The organism is Pseudomonas onubensis (assembly GCF_965653655.1).
GTDB lineage: Bacteria > Pseudomonadota > Gammaproteobacteria > Pseudomonadales > Pseudomonadaceae > Aquipseudomonas.
Genome location: NZ_CBFHAZ010000059.1, coordinates 1 through 19,831 on the forward strand (window position 1 = coordinate 1; position 19,831 = coordinate 19,831).

Here is a 19,831-nt window from a genome sequence, read left to right on the forward strand (position 1 = left end):
CGCCAGATTTATTGACTGAGCCACCGCATTCGCGAGCAAGCCCGCTCCCACAGGGGTTTTGTGTCAGGCCGAGGTGACGCTGGCCCGCGCTGAGTGCAGTTTTTTATAGCTCTCAATCAAGCGCAAATGCCGATCCAGGCCTTCGAGCTTCATGCTGGTCGGCGTCAGGCCATAAAACCGCACGCTGCCGCCCACCGAACCAATCACCGCATCCATCCGCTCGTTACCGAACATCCGGCGGAAGTTGGCCTCGTAATCGGCAAGCTCCAGGTCGTCGTCCAACTGCATCTCCAACACCGCATTCATCGCCTGGTAGAACAGGCCGCGTTCAGCGGTGTTGTCGTTGTATTGCAGGAACATCTCCACGCACTCCTTGGCCTCCTCATATTGCTGCAAGGCCAGGAAGATCAGCAGTTTCAGCTCCAGGATGGTCAACTGGCCCCAGGCCGTGTTGTCGTCGAACTCAATGCCGATCAAGGTGGTGATGTCGGTGTAATCGTCCAGCTCGCTTTCGATCAAACGCTCGACCAACGCTTGCAACGCCTCCTCGTCAAGGCTGTGCAGGTTGAGGATATCGGCGCGGAAAAACAGTGCCTTATTGGTGTTGTCCCAGATCAGGTCGTCCACCGGGTAGATTTCCGAGTAGTCCGGCACCAGGATCCGGCAAGCCGTGGCGCCGAGGTGTTCGTACACCGCCATGTAAGACTCTTTGCCCATGCCTTCGAGAATACCGAACAGGGTAGCGGCTTCTTCGGCGTTGGAGTTTTCACCCTCGCCCGAGAAGTCCCACTCGACAAACTCATAGTCCGACTGTGCACTGAAGAAGCGCCACGACACCACGCCGCTCGAATCAATAAAGTGCTCGACAAAGTTGTTTGGCTCGGTCACCGCCTGGCCTTCAAAAGTTGGCTGCGGCAGGTCATTCAAGCCTTCAAAACTGCGGCCCTGGAGCAGTTCGGTGAGGCTGCGTTCCAGTGCCACTTCCATACTCGGGTGCGCGCCGAACGAGGCGAATACACCGCCGGTACGCGGGTTCATCAGGGTGACGCACATCACCGGGAACTCGCCGCCCAGCGACGCGTCCTTGACCAGCACCGGGAAGCCCTGGGCTTCCAGGCCTTCGATCCCCGCGACAATGCCGGGGTATTTGGCCAACACTTCTGCGGGCACATCCGGCAAGGCGAACTCGCCTTCGATGATTTCGCGCTTCACCGCACGCTCGAAAATCTCCGACAGGCACTGCACCTGGGCTTCAGCCAAGGTATTGCCTGCGCTCATACCGTTGCTGAGGTAAAGATTTTCGATCAGGTTGGACGGAAAATACACCACTTCACCGTCGGACTGGCGCACAAACGGCAGCGATACAATCCCACGTTCTTCATTGCCCGAATTGGTGTCGAACAAGTGCGAGCCACGCAGCTCGCCCTCGCGGTTGTAGACCTTCAGGCAGTAGGCGTCGAGGATTTCACTCGGCAGCTCATCCTTGGGCCCAGGCTGGAACCAGCGCTCATCCGGGTAATGCACGAACGCCGCGTTAGCCAGCTCCTCACCCCAGAACTGGTCGTTGTAGAAAAAGTTGCAATTGAGCCGCTCGATAAACTCGCCCAACGCCGACGCCAATGCGCCTTCCTTGGTCGCGCCCTTGCCGTTGGTGAAACACATCGGCGAGTGTGCATCGCGGATATGCAACGACCACACGTTGGGCACGATATTGCGCCACGAGGCGATTTCTATCTTCATGCCCAGGCCGGCGAGAATGCCGGACATGTTGGCGATGGTCTGCTCCAGCGGCAGGTCCTTGCCGGCGATATAGGTGCCCGCCTCGGAGGTGGAATTGGGCATCAACAATGCCTGGGCATCCGCGTCGAGGTTTTCGACTTCTTCGATGACAAATTCCGGCCCGGCCTGCACCACTTTCTTTACCGTGCAGCGGTCGATGGAACGCAGGATGCCCTGGCGGTCCTTGTCGGAGATGTCCGCCGGCAACTCCACCTGGATCTTGAAGATCTGGTTGTAGCGGTTTTCCGGATCAACAATGTTGTTCTGCGACAGGCGAATATTCTCGGTTGGAATATTGCGTGTTGCGCAGTACAGCTTCACAAAGTACGCCGCGCACAACGCCGACGAAGCCAGGAAGTAATCGAACGGACCCGGGGCCGAACCGTCGCCTTTGTAGCGAATCGGCTGGTCGGCAATCACCGTGAAGTCATCGAACTTGGCTTCAAGCCGAAGGTTGTCGAGAAAGTTGACCTTAATTTCCATGCGGGCACACCAGAATAACGAGCTAAACAAATTGGCCGCCATTATGAAGATTTTCGCCGGGAAGTCTCAGGGTTTTGCGAATCGGCTGCCGATCGGTGCTAACGGCCGGCCACCGTTCGTTGAACCAATCCTCAGCCGAGGCGAATCGACAGTTCGATGTCATCGGCAAACGGTACCGACAGGTAGCCGTTTCCAGGTTCGCGCACATGCGCAAGGTATTCAGGGCAGTAGTTGGTATTGTCGGCCACCACCAACGCGCCCGGCCGCAGGTGCTTCTCTACCAGGTTCAACACGTCACCATACAGCGACTTGGCGCCATCGAGCAGCAGCAGGTCGACCGATTGCGGCAGGTTTTGAGCCAGTGAAACCAGCGCATCACCTTCACGCACTTCGATCAAGTCGCTGACGCCGCCTTGGATGAAATGCTCGCGCGCCAGCGCGATCTTCGACGGTTCGAATTCGCTGCCGATCAACACACCGCCGCCGTTGTCGCGCAGTGCGGCAGCCAGGAACAGGGTGGACAACCCAAACGAGGTGCCGAACTCAACAATGGCTTTTGCATGGCTGCTGCGGGCCAGCAGGTAGAGCAGGTTGCCGGTGTCACGCGAAACGGGCAGCCACAAGTCCTTGAGCATCGTGTAAAGCTCCAGGTATTCGGTTTTGCTGTGCATCAGCCGGTTGCGTTCCTGCGGCGACACAGTGTCGATGAGCGGGCTGATCGCCGCATCGGCTTGCTTGTAGAGGCGTTCGATCAAGGCTGCAAGAGGCGCGGTAGTCAGGGTGGTCATGATTGATTTCCGTTGGGTGGGGACTAAGATGCGACTAATTCGTCGCATTAAAAGTATGCGATTGATTTCTCGCCTTCGCTATTCGCGTTCGCCCAGCGCTCGGAGCCCCAAATGACCACTCGCCAGACTGCCCGTATTGCCTCGCGCAAACAGCCACAGCAGGCACGCTCCACCGAGCTGGTGGCGGCGATTCTCGAAGCCGCTATTCAGGTTTTGGCCAAGGAAGGCGCCACGCGCTTCACCACCGCGCGGGTCGCGGAAAAGGCCGGCGTGAGTGTCGGCTCGGTGTATCAATACTTCCCCAACAAGGCGGCGATCCTGTTTCGGTTGCAAAGTGATGAATGGCAGCAGACCACCCAGATGCTGCGCGACATCCTCGAAAAAACCGCCATAGCGCCGCTGACCCGCCTGCGTACTTTGGTGCATGCATTTATCCATTCCGAGTGCGAGGAGGCGCTGATGCGCGGAGCGCTCCACGACGCGGCACCGCTGTACCGCGACGCGCCGGAAGCGGAACACGTGCGCGCGGCCGGCCAGCAAGCCTTTGAGACATTCATGCATGAGTTACTGCCCGAGGTGCCCGACGCAACCCGCGCACTGGCGTGCGACCTGATCCGCAGCACGCTGGGTTGCGTGGGCAAGGACTTCTCCATGAGCCCGCGCACCGCCGCCGAGATCGAGATGTATGCCGATGGCATGGCCGCTATGTTCAGCGCTTATGTGAATACACTCAATCGGCCCTGATTGTTTAACAAAGCCATACCTGAAGGTTCACAAACGGCGATTGAATGCACCCACGCACGATGGGAGCATCGGCGACCATGATTTCGCACCTGCGTTTGATCCGCCGTGCCCTGCTCCCCTCCTTCGCGAAGGTGCAGACGCGTTCCTGCGAAAATCCGCTGTTCAATCACATCCTGGCCTTCTGGGCGCTGTGGCATTGCCGCCATGCACGCCCACCTGATGCACCCTTCTGATCCACGTCGAATACGCCTTACCGGCATTCATTTATCAGAAGGATCACCCCATGACCGCAGCTTTGCGCAGCCCTTCGTACTACACCGCCAGCCTCAACGACGCCACCCGGTACCCGACCTTGCAAGGCCAGGTCAGCGTAGACGTGGTGATCATCGGCGGCGGTTTCACCGGCGTTGCCAGCGCCGTGGAGCTCGCTGAACGCGGGCTCAAGGTGGCGATTGTCGAGACCCACCGCATCGGTTGGGGCGCCAGCGGGCGCAATGGCGGGCAAGTCACCGGCAGCCTGTCGGGCGACGAGGCCATGCGCGAACAGATGCGCAAACGCCTGGGCGATGAGGTGGATGATTTCATCTGGCACTTGCGCTGGCGTGGGCACGCAATCATCGAGCAACGCGTGAAAAAATACGCGATTGACTGCGACCTCAAGCACGGCCATCTGCATGCCGCGATGAAACCCTCGCACATGACCGAACTGCGCGCCTTTCACGACGAAGCACAGCGGCGCGGCATGGGCGACCAGGTCAGCCTGCTCGACCAGGCTGGTGTGCGTCAGCACTTGGACAGCGCGCTGTACCTGGGCGCCCTTAAAAACACCCGCAACCTGCACCTGCACCCGCTGAACCTGTGCCTGGGCGAAGCGCGTGCCGCACATAGCTTGGGCGCGCTGATTTTCGAAAATTGCGAAGTGCTGGAAATCGTGCATGGCGAGCGCCCGGCGGTGATCACCGCCCAAGGCCGCATCGACGCGCACCAGGTGCTGCTGGCCGGCGATGTGTACCACAAGCTCGAACCCAAACAGCTCAAGGGCAAGATCTTCCCGGCCATGGGCGGCATCGTCACCACCGCACCGCTGGGCGAACTGGCGCATCAGATCAACCCGCAGGACCTGGCGGTGTACGACTGCCGTTTTGTACTCGACTACTACCGCCTCACCGGCGATGGTCGGCTATTGTTTGGTGGCGGCGCCAACTATTCCGGGCGCGATTCACGCAACATCGCCGCCGAACTGCGGCCCTGTATCGAGCGCACCTTCCCGGCGCTCAGAGGCGTGGATATCGAGTTCCAGTGGAGCTGCGCCATGGGCATCGTGATGAATCGCATCCCGCAGTTGGGCAAACTTTCGGACAACGTCTGGTACTGCCAGGGCTACTCCGGGCATGGTATCGCCACCAGCCATATCATGGGCGAAATCATGGCCGAAGCGCTGACCGGCACGCTGGCGAAGTTCGACACCTTCGCCGGGTGCAAGCACATCAAGGTGCCGCTCGGCGATGTGTTCGGCAACCCGATGCTGGCGGTCGGGATGTGGTACTACCAGATGCTCGAAAAGCTGCGCTGACCGGTGGTCTATGCACAGGATCAAGATTCATCGAGTGTAAAATGATTCTAATGTGGGAGCGGGCTTGCTCGCGAAAGCGATGGGCCAGTTAATTAATGTATCGACTGACACGCAGCCTTCGCGAGCAAGCCCGCTCCCACAGTTGACCGCATGCAGCTTTGAAAATGAGGTCGGCTGCGGATTTGCATGCACTGAAGAGCAGCTCCCACCTTGGATCAGTGTGCATTGAAGGGCGGGCAACTGAACAACAGCACTGTTGAAGCACACCCAATCGCTGCTATGTTTCGCCCCTGCCCAAGCCAAGGAATATGCCATGGAACCGCTAGCCACAAACGCCGCATTGTTGATCATCGACATGCAGCAAGGCATGAATAACCCCAAGCTGGGGCGACGCAACAACCCCGATGCCGAGGTGCAGATACGGCACCTGCTGCGTGCATGGCGACAATCCGAGCGCCCCGTGGTGCATGTACGGCATATGTCCCGCAGCGAAGGCTCGGTGTTTTGGCCGGGCCAACCGGGCTGTGAGTTCCAGCCGGCACTGGCACCGCTCAAGCATGAGCATGTGGTGGAAAAAAACGTCCCGGACGCGTTCGCCGCCACCGGCCTGGAGCGCTGGTTGCATGGGCGCGGGATCCGGCAAATGGTGATCGTTGGGGTGATCACCAATAACTCTGTCGAGTCTACGGCGCGCTCCGGCGGCAACCTGGGTTTTGAGGTCACCGTGGCGGCGGATGCCTGCTACACCTTTGATCAAACCGACTTGTCAGGCCGCCTCTGGCCTGCCGAGGATGTGCACGCACTGTCGCTGAGCAACCTGGCGATGGATTACGCCAGGGTCACAGGTACTGTCGATATCCTGGCCATGCTTTAAAAAACGCCTGCCTGTTTGAGCATGTCGATAAGCCCTTCTGGCCATACCGTGTCTGCAGTCGATCGCAGTTCGTCCATGGACCACCAATGGTGATCCGCCATGACCTGGCTTTCTTGCGCAGTCCATTCGTCTCGTGAAAGGTGCTCGTTTTGCGCCTGTACAACAAAGTACTGCTCAATGGCCAACACCGTTTCACCACTGGGCAGCATCAGTTCAAACCTGCGGTCTGCTACCGGCGCTGGCACGTCACTGACCACAATGCCGGTCTCTTCGCGCAGCTCACGGATCGCAGCGGTGTGAAAGGTTTCCCCGGCTTCAACACCACCGCCGGGCGTCGCCCAGTAGTTCCTGCCGGCCAGTGCGCCGTCCTTGTGGACGAAGCGGAACAGCAGCACTGTTCGCGCCGGGCTGATCACCAACAGGCGTGCGGCTTTGCGCTCACGCATCGGCCAGCGCCCTTTCGCCAAGCCGCTCTACCAGTCTCACCAGATAACCATCCGGGTCCTGTACCAGAAACTCACGCTGCCCGACCTCGACTTCGCCCGCCCGGTACCACACGTCCTTGCTGGCCTTGAACACGGGATACGCTGCCCTCTCCAGCCGTTGAATAACCGGGAGCGCCGCCGCGACATCTATCTGCAGGTTCATGCCACGTCCAAATGGCCGTTCCAACGCACCCGTGAGCCATTGATTGGCGAGTGGGTCGACTTGCTCAAGCATCACCTGAGCGCCGTCCTGGTCGAGATACGCAAAGCCGTCTTCCAGGCGTTGATAAGTCACCTCGAACCCCAGCCAACCTACCCAGAAATCAAGGCTCTGGTTCAAGTCGGTCACCATCAATTCCGGGACCAGATTATTTCTTTGCATCATCCTGCTTCCATTGCGGAGTTGAGTAGCTGCGCGATCGTGTTGCGCAACTCACCGTGCTGCTGTTCAGCGTAAGGGGGCGCGTTTTTCCAGTCGTAGAACCACACCGGCATCCTGCGTTTGTCCTCCGGCTCCGAGGCATAACGCGGGAAAATATGGCAGTGCAACTCCGGCTCCGAATTGCCCAGAATCTCGTAGTTCACGCGCACCGCGTCGGTGGCCGCCAGCACTGCATCGCCAAGGCGGGCCATATCGAGCAGGTAGGTTGCGCGTGCCTCGGCGTCCAGATCATTGAGGCTGGCAACCACCGGGTCGGGCAGCAACAGGCAGTAACCCGGCAAAAACTGCACATCGCCCATCACCGCCCAGCCCGAGGCCATGCGGCAAATGACCTTATCGTTGGCACCGTTGCGGGCCAGCGCTACGCGTTCCGTGATCAGTGGCATGCATTGTCCTTAATGAGAAAATACCGATGGCATCTTAACTGTGATAACACTGCGGGGCTCAACACTTTCAACCTGCCGAGTAGGTTGGTGGGCGTTTCAAGTCTTGGAACGCCCAATAAGAGCGCGGAACTTCCGCCTGGTTATCAGGACGAAGAGCAACATGCCAAAACAAACTAAATACCTGTGAGTTTTGACAATTCAATTTTTCCATACCCAATGCAACGATCCAGTCAGGCCTGTTGCTTCGACTTGCCCAAGGTATAGAGGAGTTTGAACAACGACCGATTTTATTATCGATGTCCTGGATACGGATGGAACCGATCAATCCGCGCGTGATAAAGCCAAACGATTGCTCAGAAAGAGGGAAACACTGTTTAGATCTCAAAGGTGACGATGAATCCTGCCAAGCACTCGGCCACCATTACCTAGGAGTACAAAACAATCCCGAATTATGTGAAGCACGTACGATAGGAATCCTTGGTGACCTGCCTGATGGTTTCGGCTGGCGTTGTTACTGCCTAGAGCACAGTGCTATGAAATTCCGCGATCTGTTGCCACATCGCGACCGGGTTGGAATACATTGGAAAATGCCCGCACCGGGCAATAGGCGCCAGGCGCACACCGTGGGCCTGGATATGGGGCAGGTACGACAGTGAGGCGTTTTGCTCGCCATACATGAACATCTTCGGGCACGGCAGGCCGAGAAACTTGCCCATCAGGTCGGCGTGGTCAGACAGCTCGACCATCGACTGGAAGATGCCGCGTACCGCACCGGCGCGCACTTTGTGGCGCAGGCTCGCCGCATACAGCGCACTGGCATACGCCGGTGCGTGGCGCGCGCGTTCGATGAATGCACTGAAAAACGCCTCGGGATCCTCTGCCGGGAAGTCGACGATTTGCCGGCTCAGGAAGCAGTCTTCGGGGGCGATATTGCCTTCAATGTCGATAAAGCTCAGCACGCGATCCGCAAAGCGGTGCGCCAGCATCAGTGCGGTCAGCCCGCCCATGGAGTGGCCGACCAAATGGAAGCGCTGAATATCGAAATGCTCCAGCACCCGCAAGGCCGTCTCCAGCAGCAAGGCAATACTGATTTGGGACAGATCGTCGCACTGGCTTTCACCGCAACCGGGCGCGTCGTAGGCGACAAAGGCGCGCCCGTCAAAGGCCGGGTGCAGGACGATATCGGCGTAGTCTTCCTTGGTCGAACCAAACCCGTGCAGGAACAGGATGGGCGCGCCCTCGCCGCTACGGTGCAGGGCGGCGATGTTCAGCGCAACGCCGTCTACCGTCAGCGGTACGCAGGTGTGAACGAACGACATGGTGCAGTTTCCTTGGACAAACAGGCCGCCAATTTCCGGGGTTTGCCGCTGCGTGTAAATGACCGATAGCGGAACGCATTCATACGCCAATCGTATGAGCCTGAAACTGCGCGACCAACTCGGTCACCAACGGGTTGGGCCGTTCGCTGTTCCAGGCCACGGCGGTGGTGACCACATTGAGCTTTTGCGTGAGTGCGCGCAGCACCACATTGTCCGGCGCCAGCTTTTTCAACGACGCCGGAACCAGCGCGATGCCCTGGCCACAGCTGACAAAGGCAATTTGCGAAGCCACCGAGCGCACTTCATGCAGTACTCGCGGTGAAAACCCGTTGGCGCGGCAGGTGGCAATCAGGTTGTCGAAATACACCGGGCTGACCTTGCGCGAAAACATCACCAGCGGCTCGCTGGCCAGGCTCGACAGGCTGATACGGGTGCGCGCCGCCAGCGCATGATCGCAGGCCAAGGCCACCATCAGGCGGTCCTCGCGCAACGGCAACGACTGGATCGCCGGGCCCAGGTCGCCGTCCAGCCGCGCAAAGGCCAGGTCGATATCGCCAGCCTCCAGCGCCGGTACGGCTTCGACACTGTCAATCTCGCGCACCGACACGGTGAGGTGCGGGTATTGCTGCTTGAGCTGGTTGATCAGGCCCGGCAGCACATCAAACATCGCGGTGGAAATCGCGCCGATGGTGAGCATGCCCGACTGCCCCGCCACCGCTTCTTCTACCGCCAGCTCCAGACGCTCCAACTGCTCGGCGAACTTGCGCACCGCCGGCAGGATCGCCGCGCCCACTGGCGTGAGCTTGGCACCGCGCCGCGAGCGCTCGAACAGCCTGACCTTGAGCGCCTGTTCCAACACCTGGATCTGCTCGCTCAAGGGCGGCTGCGACATGCCCAGGCGTTTGGCGGCGCGGCCGAAGTTCTGTTCTTCGGCGACAGCCAGGAACAGCCAGAGGTGGCGAATCAGGCGGAAGTTGATCATAGGTTCGGCGTATGTAAAGTGAGGTTGAACGCCAATATACCTATCTATGCCTGCTGTGAAACCATCCAGTCGATAAAGGCGCGTAATCGCGTGGTAAAAGCCTCGCCCTCGGCACTCGGGTTGCGCGCCTCAAACAGGAAGTACGCGACCTGGATGCGCATCATCGGCTGCTGCTGGATAAAGGCTGCAACGTGCTCTTCGAGCGTGTGTGGCCAGCTTGCCGCGTTGTCGGCGCGCAAGGTGTTAGTGGCTCGAATCAGCTTGCGCGCAGCCTCGCGCTGCAGGCGAAGGCGTTCGAGTGGCGTGCCGGCCTTCTCGATGCGCGTGAGATAGCCGCTCAGTACCTGTTCAAAATCACCATTCAACGCCAGGGCGATTTCACGCGAGGGCTGCAACCGTGCGAAGCGCAGCGAGAGATCCTCGCCCCACAGACAACGGCAATGATGCTTGAGCCAGAAGCCCCATTTATTTACGTTTTCGGGCGCCAGTACTTCAGCGCGGTGGCCGATATCGAAGTCAATCCTGGTGACCTCCGGGTGGCGTTGCTCCAGCGCCTGGCGTAGCGTTTCCAGGTGCGCCAACACCTGTGCATCGGGCGGCTCGAGCAGAATCAGGCTAAGGTCCAGGTCCGATTCGCCAGGGCTTGCTTCGCCCCTGGCGACACTGCCATACACATAAATGCTGTCCAGCCCCGACTGGGAGAGGCTGGCACAGACATCCGCCAGCAGCGGCTCAAACTCAGGCTGGAACGCGGCATCGCCCAGCGTCAGCACATAGCCCTGAGCATCTACACCGGTCAGGGTACTCATGGGTGATGCACCTCAAACAAGGGGCTTTGGGCTTCCCTCAACGGGATCTTGCAGCCTGGAAATTGCAGGGTTGGCATGGACACGGTTCCTTTTGTCAGGCCTTGAAGCATGCCAGTTTTCAGGCCTGCGCATAATGAGAACCTATCCTGTAACAGTGAATGGGCACCCTGGTTTCGACAAATTACCTGCAAGGGATGGTTATGATTCGTGATGCAATGCTCAAGGACGCCAAGCACATCGCCCACGTGCATGTGCGCAGTTGGCAACAGGCTTATGTGGACCTGATGCCGGCGGATTTTCTAGCCTCGCTGACCACAAGCTTGCCGCAGAAAGAGGCTCACTGGGCGCGTTCAATTGAAAGCAAACAGGCTGACACGTTAGTCGCCGAAGTGAATGGCAACGTTATCGGCTGGCTGTCGCTGGGCCCTTGCCGTGATGCCGACACGCCCGAGGCCACAGCCGGAGAGGTCATGGCTATCTACGTGCTGGCCGACTATTGGGGCCATGGCATCGGCGCGCAATTATGGCAGGCCGGTTTCCAACGTTTGGGTGACCAGGGTTATACACGCATTTCTTTATGGGTTTTAGCCGCGAACCAAAGAGCCATTCGTTTCTATACGAGCTTTGGCGGCACTGAAGAACCCGGTAGCCGTCGCACGCTGGTGCGCGGTGGCGTGACGCTGGAAGAGGTGCCTTATGTGTGGACCCGTTAAAGCTCGGTCAAACCCTGAAATAATATTTCGACACGAATTACGCTGAACTATCCGCCAGGCTCTACGCTCCTTCCCTATGCGTTGCCCCGCCCCGGGGCGTTGGATAAACAAGGAGCCGCGACCCCATGACCACCCTTCCCGCCTACCCACTCGTCAGGCCTGGCCCGCTGCACTCGACCCTGTTGGCCGGCACCGTGCCGCTGTTTCTCGGAGCCTTGCTCAGTGATATCGCCTATGGCCAGACCTATCAGATCCAATGGGCCAACTTCGCGTCCTGGCTGATCGCCGGAGCCTTGGTGTTTTGTGGCTTTGCGCTGTTGTTTGCGCTGGTCAACCTGGTGCGTGCCGAGCATAAAGCCGGGCGCCCCGCCGCGTACTTCCTGCTGTTGCTGATCACCTGGGTACTCGGGTTGGTGAATGCGTTCCAGCATGCCAAGGACGCCTACGCCATGATGCCTGTGGGCCTGGTGCTGTCGGCGGTCGTGACCGTCCTGGCGATCGTTGCCACCTGGATCGGCCTGACCAACCTGCGCTCGGGAGCTGCCAAATGAACCCACTCCATACGCTGACCTTACTGAGCGCGGCGCTGTTGCTGAGCGCGTGCGGCGACGCCGGCGACAAGACCCAGGCACGCGGTCCCGACCCCAAACTCCCCGAGCAACAAAGCAGCCTGCTGCCGAGCATGAAGATTGCCGAGCCGACAGCCTGGGGCGAGCAAAAACCCACAGTGCCGCAAGGCTACAGCGTCACGGCCATTGCCACCGACCTGGCCATTCCTCGCCAGACGCTGGTGCTGCCCAATGGCGATATCCTCGTTGCCGAAGGCCGTGGCGGCAGTGCGGCCAAGCTCAAGCCCAAGGACGTGATCGCCAGCGTGATCAAGGCCCAGGGCAACACCAAGGTCAAGAGCGGTAACCGCATCACGTTGCTGCGCGATGCCGACGGTGATGGCAACTACGAGCTCAAGACCGTGTTTGCCGACAACCTCAACGCGCCCTATGGGCTGGCTTTCGCCGACGGCAAGCTGTACGTGGCCAACCAGGATGCGCTGGTACGCTTCGACTATGCCGACGGCCAAACCAAAGCCAGCGGCCCGCCCACCAAAATCACCGACCTGCCGGCGCAGATCAACCATCACTGGACCAAATCCCTGGCCATCAGCGAAGACGGGCGCCTGCTCTATGTGGGCATCGGCTCCAACAGCAACATCACCGAGCGCGGCATGGAAGTGGAGATCGACCGCGCCATGGTCTGGCAGATCGATGCGGCCAGCGGCGCGCACAAGCCCTACGCCACCGGCCTGCGCAACCCGACCGCGCTGACCATTCAGCCAGGCTCCGGGCAATTGTGGACGGTGGTCAACGAACGCGATGAGCTCGGCCCCGACCTGGTGCCGGACTACCTCACCTCGGTGCGCGAAGGCGCCTTTTACGGCTGGCCCTACAGCTACTGGGGCCAGAACGTCGACCCGCGCGCGCAACCGCAGAACCCGATGAAAGTCGCGGCCGCGATCAAGCCGGATTACAGCCTGGGCTCCCATGTTGCAGCACTCGGCGTGGATTTCTCGATTCCGGCCATGGGTGAACAATTTGCCGACGGCGTGTTTGTAGGCGAACACGGTAGCTGGAACCGCGACAACCCGGTGGGCTACAAGGTGATCTTTGTGCCGTTCAGCAACGGCAAGCCGGCGGGCGAACCGATTGATTTCGCCACTGGCTTTCGCGGCGATGACGGCAAGACCCGTGGCCGCCCGGTGGGCGTGACGGTGGACCCGAAAGGTGCGCTGATCATTGCTGACGACCTGGCGAACACCGTTTGGCGGGTGACGCGCAATAAATAACGCCATTTAATCTTTTCACTGTGGCGAGGGAGCTTGCTCCCGCTGGGCTGCGAAGCGGCCCCTGCTCTTTGTTTCAAGAGCATGGGACTGCTACGCAGTCCAACGGGAGCAAGCTCCCTCGCCACAGAGGATAGTTTTACAAATCCGTGATTTCCTTATGGCGCGGCACCAGTGCTTTCATCACGCTCCACGCCACCAGGTAGGCCAGGGCACAGATCGCAAACATGATCATGTAGCCGGTGTGAATGTCGTTGATCGACTTGTAGTAGTCGAACACCCAGCCACCGATCTTGGTCATCACCACACCGCCCAGGCCGCCCGCCATGCCGCCGATGCCGACCACCGACGCCACGGTTTTTTGCGGGAACATATCCGACACCGTGGTGAAAATATTGCACGACCACGCCTGGTGCGCCGAGGCGCCCACGCCGATCAACAACACCGGCACCCAGAAGCTCAGGTAACCGAACGGTTGCGCCAGCAACACCACCAGTGGGAACAGCGCGATCACCAGCATGGCTTTCATGCGGCCGTCATACGGGGCATCACCGCGCGCCATAAAGTAGCTGGGGAACCAGCCGCCGCCGATACTGCCAACCATGGTCATGCTGTACAGCACGGCCAACGGCATCACGATATCCGCGCCTTTCATGTTGTATTGCGCCGACAGGTAAGTGGGCAGCCAGAACAGAAAGAACCACCACACGCCGTCGGTCATGAACTTGCCGAAAGCGAAAGCCCAGGTCTGGCGGTAGGTCAGCAGCTTGAACCACGAGACTTTTTTCGGCGTCGCCCCTACAGGCTCAGGCGCGAAAGGCTGTACGGTCTGGTCACTGCGGATGTAGGCCAGTTCTTCGGCGGACAAGCGCTTTTGCTGCTCCGGTTTCTCATAGAGCATCGACCACACCGCCACCCACACAAACCCGAGCATGCCGATCACGATAAAGGCGGCTTCCCAGCCCCACATCCCGGCAATCAGCGGTACGCAGATGGGTGCCAGGATCGCACCCACGTTAGCGCCGGAGTTGAAAATACCGGTGGCCAGGGAGCGTTCTTTTTTCGGGAAATATTCGGCGGTGGCCTTGATCGCGATGGGGAAGTTACCCGCCTCGCCAATCGCCAGTACGGCGCGGGAGAGCATAAAGCCCGCAATCGACACCGGGATTACCGCCAGGCCGATGGCGGCACTGAGCGAGGCAATCCCCGCGCCCATCGGCACCGAGAAGGCGTGCATGATCGCGCCGGAGGACCAGATGCCAATCGCCACCACATAAGCAGCCTTGGTGCCGATCTTGTCGACGAAACGCCCGGCAAACAGCATCGCAATCGCATAAACGAACTGGAACACCGCAGCGATGTTGGCGTAGTCGGTGTTGCTCCAGCCAAATTGCGTCGACAGTTGCGGCGCCAAGAGGCTGAGCACCTGGCGGTCGAGGTAATTGACGGTGGTGGCAAAGAACAACATCGCGCAGATGGTCCAGCGATAGTTGCCGACGGCCTGGCCGACGCGGTGGGCGTTGATGGGCTCATTCAAATTCATGGCATCACTTTTTATTTTTGTTAGATAGGACATATGTAACGTCATATGTCGTCGTACAACTGCGACTTTTATAGCCGGGCGCTTTGGCGGTGTCAATCTGAAAGATTGCCGTTTATTCAGGTATTACACGGGCGTGTAAACAATCAGCGCAAAGCAGTTGTAGGACGACGGATGCTAAACACCCGGCTAGGCGCTTTGCCCGGTACATCGTCGAGCAGGCCGAAGGGTTGCATGCCGAGCTTTTCCAGCACACGAATCGAAGCCGTATGATCGGGTCGCACCAGGCCGAAAACCTCGGGCAAATTCAGTGTTTGGAAGGCCAGTATTAGCGCATCCCGCCCCAGCTCAGTGGCATAGCCCTGCCCCCACGCCTCCACGGCGAAGCGATAACCCAGGTTGATGCGACGCTCGGTCAGGTAGTTAAGCGGCGCGATGCCGCCAAAGCCGATGAGGTGCTCGGGCTGCTCCTTACGGGCAATCGCCCACCAGCCATAACCCTGGGTGGCCCATTGCTCCAGCCAGTGGTCGAGCACGCGCTGGGCGTGCTCCAGCCCGGCCATCGGCCCGGCGGGATTGAACAGGTTTGTCTGCGGGTCACCGAAGATCGCGAACAATCGCTGCACATCATGGGCTTCTGGCTTGCGGTAGATCAGGCGTGAGGGGACGTCAGGCATGCGCATAATTCCTTGTTGATGTCATGAAGTTCAACGCATCGGCAAAAAAACGCAAATAGCGGTGAATTATTTCATGTCGGCTTGTATCTGAAGTGACAGAGCGGTGCCATCGCAACGATGGCACCTCCCCTGTTCAGATTTAGAGTGCCCCGCATGAAATTACGTAAGAAAAGCGTCAAACCCATCGGTTTGAAAGACATTACCATCGTCGACGATACCAAGGTGCGCAAGGCGATCACCGCCGCCGCGCTGGGTAACGCCATGGAGTGGTTCGACTTTGGCGTCTACGGGTTTGTCGCCTATGTGCTCGGCAAGGTGTTCTTCCCCGACGCCTCGCCCAGCGTACAAATGATCGCTGCCTTGGGAACCTTCTCCGTACCCTTCCTGATTCGCCCGCTGGGCGGCCTGTTCTTCGGTGCCCTGGGCGACAAATACGGGCGGCAGAAAGTGTTGGCCGCCACCATCGTGATCATGTCCCTGAGCACCTTCGCCATCGGCCTGATCCCCGGCTACGCCTCCATAGGCATCTGGGCGCCGATCCTGCTGCTGTTGTGCAAAATGGCCCAGGGCTTCTCGGTGGGCGGTGAATACACCGGCGCCTCGATCTTTGTAGCCGAATACGCGCCGGACCGTAAACGCGGGTTCCTCGGCAGCTGGCTGGACTTCGGCTCCATTGCCGGTTTTGTGCTCGGTGCCGGCGTCGTGGTGCTGATCTCGACGATCCTCGGTGAAGCTGACTTCGAGGCCTGGGGCTGGCGCCTGCCGTTCTTCCTCGCCCTGCCACTGGGCATCATCGGCCTGTACCTGCGTCACGCGCTGGAAGAAACCCCGGCCTTCCAGCAGCACATGGACAAGCTCGAACAAGGCGACCGCCAGGGCCTGACCCACGGCCCCAAAGTCTCGTTCAAGGAAGTCGCGACCCAGCACTGGCGCAGCCTGCTGACCTGCATCGGTATCGTCGCCGCTACCAACGTGACCTACTACATGCTGCTCACCTATATGCCCAGTTACCTGTCGCATAACCTGCACTACAAAGAAAACAGCGGTGTGCTGATCATCATCGCGATCATGGTCGGCATGCTGTTCGTGCAACCATTTATTGGCTTTGTCAGCGATAAGATCGGCCGCAAACCCTTCATCATCGCCGGCAGTATAGGCCTGCTGTTCCTGTCCATTCCGGCGTTCATGCTGATCACCAGCGGCAAGATCGGCCTGATCTTCGCCGGCCTGCTGATCCTGGCGGTGATCCTCAACTTCTTTATCGGCGTAATGGCCTCGACCCTGCCGGCGATGTTCCCCACGCACCTGCGCTACAGCGCACTGGCCAGTGCCTTTAACGTCTCGGTACTGATCGCCGGTGTCACTCCTACCGCCGTGGCCTGGCTGGTGGAAAGCACCAACGACCTGTACATGCCCGCCTACTACCTGATGGTATTTGCCGTGGTCGGCCTGATCACCGGCCTGACCATGAAAGAAACCGCCAACAAACCTTTGCGCGGCGCCGCGCCTGCGGCCTCGGACATGGCCGAAGCCAAGGAAATACTGCAAGAGCACCACGACAATATTGAGCAGAAGATCGAAGACATCGACACTCAGATTGCCGAACTCGAAGCCAAGCGTCAGAACCTGGTGCAACAGCACCCACGCATCAACTGACTACTGACCTGGCATGGCGGCCTCTGCCGCCATGCCTTTGGAGTGCCTGAGCATGGTTCCAAGCGTTACCGCAGCACATTCGCTACTCAGCGCCGATGAGCGCGCTGCCATCGCCGAAATAGAAGCCACCACCAGCATCCTGCAACTGGTTACCCGCCTGACCGGCATGCGCTTTGCCGGCATCGCCAAATTCACAGACCTTGAGTGGGTCGTCTGCTCGGTGCATGACACCGCCGACATGGGCATTCACGTCGACGATGTACTCGACCTCGAAACCACCTTGTGCAGCGAATTCTGCATCAACCCGCAGACCCTGTTCATCCCGCAGATCAGCCACAACGGCCGCTTCGCCGCGCGCCCGGTGGTCAAGCAGTTCGCCATCGAAAGCTACGCCGGTGCACCGATCTTCCTGCCCGATGGCCGCCTGTTCGGCGCATTGTGCGCACTGGATTCGAGGGCGATGCTGTTTGAAGACCCTAACCTGCCGGAAACGTTGAGCCTGTTTGCGCGGCTTATTGGCTGTATTTTTTTCGCTAACCTGACGGCGACAGGACAGTAACCGCTCTACCTGAAAAACTGACTCGGCGTCTTGCCAAACTGTTTCTTGAACATACTGGTAAAGGCGCTCGGGCTCTCGTACCCCAGTTCGATGGCGACATCGATAATCTTCTGCCCCACCGCAATCCGCTCCAGCGCCAGCAGCAACCGCGCTTGCTGGCGCCATTGGCCGAAGGTCAAGCCGGTTTCCTTGCGAAACAGACGCTGGATGGTTTTCTGGTCCAGCTCAAGCCGCCCACTCCAATCCTCCACCGTCGACGCATCCCCAGGATCCTGCTGCAGCGCCAGGCAAATTCGGTTGATACGCGGGTCGCCCGGTTGCGGCAACGACAGCGGCAAGGCCGGCAGAATCGCCAGTTCATCAAGGATCAGGTGCATGATCCGCGCATCGCGTGAGTCCTCGGCATACGGCGGCTTCAAACTCACCGACGCCTTGATCAACTCACTCAGCAACGGTGAAACGCTCACCGCCTTGGTCTCGGTCGGCAGGTTCGGGAACGCATCGGGGCGTACAAACACACTGCGCATTTTCAACGGGCCTACACACCGCAACGAGTGGACTTGCCCGCATGGCATCCAGAAGCCACGGTTGGACGGCACCGTCCACTGGTTGTGCGCCGAGTGCACAACCATCACGCCCTCGATGGCGTAGAGTAACTGGTGCTTTTCGTGGCTGTGCTCGGGGATCACCCAGTTTTCGGGATAATCGGTGGCGGAACTGATCACAGCCCAGTCGCCTGCGTCGATTTCCTGCAAAAATTCATTCAGTGGTTTGATCATTTCGCCCTTTTTGCGACAGTTGCCTCCCGAATTTCGTGAGACAGGCATTGGCACCGAATTTAGCATAACCGCTGAAACAATTAGAAATGGGTGACGAGCTCAAGTACTCGCCACCTCAGTTTGCTGCCCTGTATGGAATGCCTGCATGACGACCGTTACCGCGTCACCCGCCGCTGCAACCACTACACCCCAAGTGAGCCCTTTGGTTATGCGCGTCCTCGGCGCCTGCGCCCTGGCCCACCTGATCAACGACCTGATCCAGGCCGTGCTGCCCTCGATCTACCCGATGCTCAAGGCCAACTACGGGCTGAGCTTCACCCAGGTGGGCCTGATCACCCTGACCTTCCAACTGACCGCCTCGTTGCTGCAGCCCTGGATCGGCTACCACACCGACCGCCACCCCAAGCCCTGGCTGTTGCCGGCCGGCATGGTATGCACCTTGATCGGCATTCTGATGCTGGCGTTTGTCGGCACCTTCCCGGCGATTTTGCTGGCAGCGGCCATGGTGGGCGTTGGCTCATCAACCTTCCACCCGGAAACCTCGCGCGTCGCGCGCCTGGCCTCCGGCGGTCGTTATGGCCTGGCGCAATCGACCTTCCAGGTCGGCGGCAACACCGGCAGCGCCTTCGGCCCGTTGCTGGCGGCGGCGATCATCATTCCTTACGGCCAGAGCCATATCGCCTGGTTCGGGCTGTTTGCCGTGTTTGCGATCCTGGTGCTGTACGGCCTGAGCCGCTGGTACCGCAACCACCTCAACCTGTTCAAGCTCAAGCAAGGCGGCAAGGCCACCCACGGTTTGTCCAAAGGCCGCGTGACCTTTGCCCTGGTGGTGCTGGCGCTGCTGGTGTTCTCCAAATACTTCTACATGACCAGCCTGACCAGCTACTTCACCTTCTACCTGATCGAGAAGTTCCAGCTGTCGGTGGCCAGTTCGCAGATGTACCTGTTCCTGTTCCTTGGCGCGGTGGCCGTGGGCACCTTCGCCGGTGGCCCGATTGGCGACAAGATCGGGCGCAAGAAAGTCATCTGGTTCTCGATCCTCGGCGCGGCGCCCTTCACCCTGGCCCTGCCCTACGTCGACCTGTTCTGGACCGCCGTGCTCAGCGTGGTCATCGGCTTTATCATCGCGTCGGCCTTCTCGGCCATCGTGGTCTTCGCCCAGGAACTGGTGCCGGGTAACGTGGGCATGATCGCCGGTATCTTCTTCGGCCTGATGTTCGGCTTCAGCGGCATTGGCGCCGCATTGCTGGGCCTGCTCGCTGACAACCACGGCATTGAGTACGTGTACAAGATCTGCTCGTTCCTGCCACTGGCGGGCATCCTCACGATATTGCTGCCTTCGACCAAAGGCGTTTAAAGCGTATCTATTAGCCGCCTTGAGCCTACAAAGCCCAGGCGGCTTTTTA

20 protein-coding genes are annotated in these 19,831 nt (G+C 59.5%); 9 read left to right on the plus strand and 11 right to left on the minus strand.

The features are described 5' to 3' along the window. Positions 1-63: 63 nt before the first annotated feature. Both ACTD9P_RS18530 and ACTD9P_RS18535 read right to left on the minus strand, forming a co-directional pair. Positions 64-2,262 carry an OsmC domain/YcaO domain-containing protein gene (locus ACTD9P_RS18530; RefSeq protein WP_438868835.1) on the minus strand — a complete coding sequence of 733 codons (2,199 nt, stop codon included), beginning with the start codon at positions 2,260-2,262 and terminating at the stop codon, positions 64-66. A 131-nt stretch (positions 2,263-2,393) separates the two neighbouring features. After that, positions 2,394-3,050 (minus strand): O-methyltransferase, encoded by a 657-nt coding sequence (locus tag ACTD9P_RS18535; RefSeq protein ID WP_438868836.1) that lies wholly within the window; start codon positions 3,048-3,050, stop codon positions 2,394-2,396. Between the two features lie 111 nt (positions 3,051-3,161). Here ACTD9P_RS18535 and ACTD9P_RS18540 point away from each other — a divergent pair, with 111 nt between their 5' ends. The 3 genes from ACTD9P_RS18540 to ACTD9P_RS18550 all read left to right on the plus strand — a co-directional run bounded on the left by ACTD9P_RS18540 (position 3,162) and on the right by ACTD9P_RS18550 (position 6,241). Next, on the plus strand, positions 3,162-3,794 hold the full coding sequence (locus ACTD9P_RS18540; protein ID WP_438868837.1) for a TetR/AcrR family transcriptional regulator: 633 nt from the start codon (positions 3,162-3,164) through the stop codon (positions 3,792-3,794). A 283-nt stretch (positions 3,795-4,077) separates the two neighbouring features. Beyond that, positions 4,078-5,367, plus strand: a complete 1,290-nt coding sequence (locus ACTD9P_RS18545) for an NAD(P)/FAD-dependent oxidoreductase (RefSeq protein WP_438868838.1) — start codon at positions 4,078-4,080, stop codon at positions 5,365-5,367. A gap of 313 nt (positions 5,368-5,680) precedes the next feature. After that, on the plus strand, positions 5,681-6,241 hold the full coding sequence (locus ACTD9P_RS18550) for a cysteine hydrolase family protein (RefSeq protein ID WP_438868839.1): 561 nt from the start codon (positions 5,681-5,683) through the stop codon (positions 6,239-6,241). On the opposite strand, the gene ACTD9P_RS18555 is transcribed toward ACTD9P_RS18550, so the two are convergent. The 6 genes from ACTD9P_RS18555 to ACTD9P_RS18580 form a co-directional block, all read right to left on the minus strand. Next, positions 6,238-6,687: an NUDIX hydrolase gene (locus tag ACTD9P_RS18555; RefSeq protein WP_438868840.1), complete on the minus strand. Its 450-nt coding sequence runs from the start codon at positions 6,685-6,687 to the stop codon at positions 6,238-6,240. The genes ACTD9P_RS18550 and ACTD9P_RS18555 overlap by 4 nt on opposite strands. Then, positions 6,680-7,111, minus strand: a complete 432-nt coding sequence (locus ACTD9P_RS18560; RefSeq protein WP_438868841.1) for a bleomycin resistance protein — start codon at positions 7,109-7,111, stop codon at positions 6,680-6,682. The genes ACTD9P_RS18555 and ACTD9P_RS18560 overlap by 8 nt, the downstream gene beginning before the upstream one ends. After that, positions 7,108-7,554, minus strand: a complete 447-nt coding sequence (locus ACTD9P_RS18565) for an HIT family protein (RefSeq protein WP_438868842.1) — start codon at positions 7,552-7,554, stop codon at positions 7,108-7,110. Before ACTD9P_RS18565 ends, ACTD9P_RS18560 begins: the two co-directional genes overlap by 4 nt. 518 nt (positions 7,555-8,072) lie before the next feature. Further along, positions 8,073-8,873 (minus strand): alpha/beta fold hydrolase, encoded by an 801-nt coding sequence (locus tag ACTD9P_RS18570; RefSeq protein WP_438868843.1) that lies wholly within the window; start codon positions 8,871-8,873, stop codon positions 8,073-8,075. A 79-nt stretch (positions 8,874-8,952) separates the two neighbouring features. Further along, a complete protein-coding gene (locus ACTD9P_RS18575) occupies positions 8,953-9,855 on the minus strand; it encodes a LysR family transcriptional regulator (RefSeq protein ID WP_438868844.1) in 903 nt (300 codons plus the stop codon). A gap of 44 nt (positions 9,856-9,899) precedes the next feature. Then, positions 9,900-10,664, minus strand: coding sequence for a nucleotidyltransferase domain-containing protein (locus ACTD9P_RS18580; protein WP_438868845.1), 765 nt, complete (start codon positions 10,662-10,664; stop codon positions 9,900-9,902). Between the two features lie 200 nt (positions 10,665-10,864). Here ACTD9P_RS18580 and ACTD9P_RS18585 point away from each other — a divergent pair, with 200 nt between their 5' ends. The 3 genes from ACTD9P_RS18585 (at position 10,865) to ACTD9P_RS18595 (ending at position 13,217) form a co-directional block, all read left to right on the plus strand. Next, a complete protein-coding gene (locus tag ACTD9P_RS18585; RefSeq protein ID WP_438868874.1) occupies positions 10,865-11,377 on the plus strand; it encodes a GNAT family N-acetyltransferase in 513 nt (170 codons plus the stop codon). Positions 11,378-11,502: 125 nt separating this feature from the next. Continuing rightward, positions 11,503-11,928: a DUF2231 domain-containing protein gene (locus ACTD9P_RS18590; protein WP_438868846.1), complete on the plus strand. Its 426-nt coding sequence runs from the start codon at positions 11,503-11,505 to the stop codon at positions 11,926-11,928. Beyond that, positions 11,925-13,217, plus strand: a complete 1,293-nt coding sequence (locus ACTD9P_RS18595; protein WP_438868847.1) for a PQQ-dependent sugar dehydrogenase — start codon at positions 11,925-11,927, stop codon at positions 13,215-13,217. Before ACTD9P_RS18590 ends, ACTD9P_RS18595 begins: the two co-directional genes overlap by 4 nt. A 136-nt stretch (positions 13,218-13,353) precedes the next feature. Here ACTD9P_RS18595 and ACTD9P_RS18600 read toward each other — a convergent pair whose 3' ends face one another. Beyond that, positions 13,354-14,757, minus strand: coding sequence for an MFS transporter (locus tag ACTD9P_RS18600; RefSeq protein WP_438868848.1), 1,404 nt, complete (start codon positions 14,755-14,757; stop codon positions 13,354-13,356). Positions 14,758-14,900: 143 nt separating this feature from the next. After that, a complete protein-coding gene (locus ACTD9P_RS18605) occupies positions 14,901-15,431 on the minus strand; it encodes a GNAT family N-acetyltransferase (protein WP_438868849.1) in 531 nt (176 codons plus the stop codon). A 153-nt stretch (positions 15,432-15,584) separates the two neighbouring features. Between ACTD9P_RS18605 and proP the strand changes: the two genes are divergently transcribed. Together proP and ACTD9P_RS18615 are read left to right on the plus strand one after the other, a co-directional pair. Continuing rightward, entirely contained in the window at positions 15,585-17,087 is a 1,503-nt protein-coding gene (gene proP, locus ACTD9P_RS18610; protein ID WP_438868850.1) for a glycine betaine/L-proline transporter ProP, read from the plus strand. 52 nt (positions 17,088-17,139) lie between these two features. Further along, positions 17,140-17,646: a GAF domain-containing protein gene (locus ACTD9P_RS18615; RefSeq protein ID WP_438868851.1), complete on the plus strand. Its 507-nt coding sequence runs from the start codon at positions 17,140-17,142 to the stop codon at positions 17,644-17,646. A 5-nt stretch (positions 17,647-17,651) separates the two neighbouring features. Here the strand turns inward: ACTD9P_RS18615 and ACTD9P_RS18620 are convergent, their stop codons facing one another. Beyond that, positions 17,652-18,473 carry an AraC family transcriptional regulator gene (locus ACTD9P_RS18620; protein ID WP_065931628.1) on the minus strand — a complete coding sequence of 274 codons (822 nt, stop codon included), beginning with the start codon at positions 18,471-18,473 and terminating at the stop codon, positions 17,652-17,654. Positions 18,474-18,570: 97 nt separating this feature from the next. On the opposite strand from ACTD9P_RS18620, the gene ACTD9P_RS18625 reads away from it, so the two are divergent. After that, on the plus strand, positions 18,571-19,782 hold the full coding sequence (locus tag ACTD9P_RS18625) for an MFS transporter (RefSeq protein ID WP_438868852.1): 1,212 nt from the start codon (positions 18,571-18,573) through the stop codon (positions 19,780-19,782). Positions 19,783-19,831: the final 49 nt, after the last annotated feature.

Excerpts from the sequence above, each read along its gene's own strand:
- ACTD9P_RS18530 (WP_438868835.1), bottom strand. The coding sequence starts at position 2,262 with ATGGAAATTAAGGTCAACTTTCTCGACAACCTTCGGCTTGAAGCCAAG.
- ACTD9P_RS18535 (WP_438868836.1), bottom strand. The coding sequence starts at position 3,050 with ATGACCACCCTGACTACCGCGCCTCTTGCAGCCTTGATCGAACGCCTC.
- ACTD9P_RS18540 (WP_438868837.1), top strand. The coding sequence starts at position 3,162 with ATGACCACTCGCCAGACTGCCCGTATTGCCTCGCGCAAACAGCCACAG.
- ACTD9P_RS18545 (WP_438868838.1), top strand. The coding sequence starts at position 4,078 with ATGACCGCAGCTTTGCGCAGCCCTTCGTACTACACCGCCAGCCTCAAC.
- ACTD9P_RS18550 (WP_438868839.1), top strand. The coding sequence starts at position 5,681 with ATGGAACCGCTAGCCACAAACGCCGCATTGTTGATCATCGACATGCAG.
- ACTD9P_RS18555 (WP_438868840.1), bottom strand. The coding sequence starts at position 6,687 with ATGCGTGAGCGCAAAGCCGCACGCCTGTTGGTGATCAGCCCGGCGCGA.
- ACTD9P_RS18560 (WP_438868841.1), bottom strand. The coding sequence starts at position 7,111 with ATGATGCAAAGAAATAATCTGGTCCCGGAATTGATGGTGACCGACTTG.
- ACTD9P_RS18565 (WP_438868842.1), bottom strand. The coding sequence starts at position 7,554 with ATGCCACTGATCACGGAACGCGTAGCGCTGGCCCGCAACGGTGCCAAC.
- ACTD9P_RS18570 (WP_438868843.1), bottom strand. The coding sequence starts at position 8,873 with ATGTCGTTCGTTCACACCTGCGTACCGCTGACGGTAGACGGCGTTGCG.
- ACTD9P_RS18575 (WP_438868844.1), bottom strand. The coding sequence starts at position 9,855 with ATGATCAACTTCCGCCTGATTCGCCACCTCTGGCTGTTCCTGGCTGTC.
- ACTD9P_RS18580 (WP_438868845.1), bottom strand. The coding sequence starts at position 10,664 with ATGAGTACCCTGACCGGTGTAGATGCTCAGGGCTATGTGCTGACGCTG.
- ACTD9P_RS18585 (WP_438868874.1), top strand. The coding sequence starts at position 10,865 with ATGATTCGTGATGCAATGCTCAAGGACGCCAAGCACATCGCCCACGTG.
- ACTD9P_RS18590 (WP_438868846.1), top strand. The coding sequence starts at position 11,503 with ATGACCACCCTTCCCGCCTACCCACTCGTCAGGCCTGGCCCGCTGCAC.
- ACTD9P_RS18595 (WP_438868847.1), top strand. The coding sequence starts at position 11,925 with ATGAACCCACTCCATACGCTGACCTTACTGAGCGCGGCGCTGTTGCTG.
- ACTD9P_RS18600 (WP_438868848.1), bottom strand. The coding sequence starts at position 14,757 with ATGAATTTGAATGAGCCCATCAACGCCCACCGCGTCGGCCAGGCCGTC.
- ACTD9P_RS18605 (WP_438868849.1), bottom strand. The coding sequence starts at position 15,431 with ATGCCTGACGTCCCCTCACGCCTGATCTACCGCAAGCCAGAAGCCCAT.
- proP (WP_438868850.1), top strand. The coding sequence starts at position 15,585 with ATGAAATTACGTAAGAAAAGCGTCAAACCCATCGGTTTGAAAGACATT.
- ACTD9P_RS18615 (WP_438868851.1), top strand. The coding sequence starts at position 17,140 with ATGGTTCCAAGCGTTACCGCAGCACATTCGCTACTCAGCGCCGATGAG.
- ACTD9P_RS18620 (WP_065931628.1), bottom strand. The coding sequence starts at position 18,473 with ATGCCTGTCTCACGAAATTCGGGAGGCAACTGTCGCAAAAAGGGCGAA.
- ACTD9P_RS18625 (WP_438868852.1), top strand. The coding sequence starts at position 18,571 with ATGACGACCGTTACCGCGTCACCCGCCGCTGCAACCACTACACCCCAA.